Here is a 1,357-nt window from a genome sequence, read left to right as displayed (position 1 = left end):
CTAGCTACGGCGCTATTTGAAGGCGCGCGTCGCGCGGCTGGCTTGGGAGGCGGTCGTCCCTCAGACTGATGGTGTCAAACGGAGTCGGGCAAGCCCGCTCCAAGCATCATTGAGGAACGACCATGAACCACTATGCCGGAATCGACGTATCATTGGAATGCTCGAGCGTGTGTGTTGTTGACGCCAGCGGCAAGATTTTGCGCGAGGCCAAGGTGGCGAGCGAGCCGGAGGCGCTGATCGCCTGCTTCCGCGGTTTGGGGTTGGGCCTCGAGCGGATCGGGCTGGAGGCCGGACCGCTGTCACAATGGCTGTTTGCGGCGATGAAGGCTGCCGGTCTTGCGGTGGAGCTACTGGAGACGCGGCACGTCCGCAAAGCCTTTGAGGCGATGCCGGTGAAGTCTGACCGCAACGATGCGCGCGGCATCGCCCAGTTGATGCGGCTCGGCTGGTTCCGCCCGGTGCATTGCAAGTCCATGGGCGCGCAGGAGACGCGCACGGTGTTGACCGCCCGCAAGCTGGTGCAGTCGAAGTTGCGCGATGTCGAGAACAGCCTGCGCGGGATCTTGCGCGGGTTTGGGCTCAAGGTCGGACCGACGACAGAACGAAGTTTTTGCGGACGGATCCGTGAGCTGGTGGCAGGTCACCCGAACCTGGAGACCGTCGCAGAGGCCTTGCTGGCGGTACACGCTGTGCTGCTGCGCGAGTTCAACGGTTTTGAGAAGCAGGTTCGTCGGATGGCGCGTTCCGATGCCAAAGCCAAGCTGCTGATGTCGACCCCGAGCGTCGGACCGGTTGTGTCGCTCACCTATGCTTCGGCAATTGACGATCCAGCCCGATTCAAATCGTCCAAGCAAGTGGGGGCGCATTTCGGGATAACCCCGAAGAAGTATCAGTCCGGCGAGACCGACTATACCGGTCGGATCAGCAAGATCGGTGACGCTTCGGTGCGCACCGCGCTCTACGAGGCCGCACACATCATGCTGACCAAGCCGCTCAAAGGCTGCACCGAGCTGAAGAGCTGGGCGATGCGGATCGCCAGGCGAGCCGGCATGAGCAAGGCGAAGGTCGCGCTGGCGCGCAGATTAGCTGTGATCATGCATCGGATGCTGGTCGATGGGACGCCGTTCAATCCAGCCCACAAGAAAATCGCTGCCGCAGCTTAAACAAGGAGGCAAAAGGTTTTCGAGCGGGTCACGACACCTCCCTCTCGAAGCGAAGTCCCCTCGCCGGGACGATGGATCAGGTCAGACCGCAACCCATCCAGTGGCCCTTGCGACCACGCGAACGTAGATTGGTCGGCCTATCCTCTTCAGACCCCATCAGGTGGCGGCCTTGCGCCGACCCCGTACAGAAGCAA

The 1,357-nt window shown here is 62.0% G+C and carries 1 protein-coding gene; it reads left to right on the top strand.

Translation table 11 applies throughout. The features are described from left to right. Positions 1-122: 122 nt before the first annotated feature. The gene (locus HYH07_RS36145; RefSeq protein ID WP_220006915.1) at positions 123-1,163 is read left to right on the top strand and encodes an IS110 family transposase; all 1,041 of its coding nucleotides are present in this window, start codon (positions 123-125) and stop codon (positions 1,161-1,163) included. Positions 1,164-1,357 lie beyond the last annotated feature (194 nt).

It is taken from the genome of Bradyrhizobium sp. BR 10261, assembly GCF_019455395.1.
In the GTDB taxonomy this organism is placed as follows: Bacteria; Pseudomonadota; Alphaproteobacteria; order Rhizobiales; family Xanthobacteraceae; genus Bradyrhizobium; species Bradyrhizobium manausense.
This window is presented reverse-complemented; position numbering and strand designations above follow the sequence as displayed.

Coding starts and splice junctions, on each gene's coding strand:
- HYH07_RS36145 (WP_220006915.1), top strand. CDS start 123: ATGAACCACTATGCCGGAATCGACGTATCATTGGAATGCTCGAGCGTG.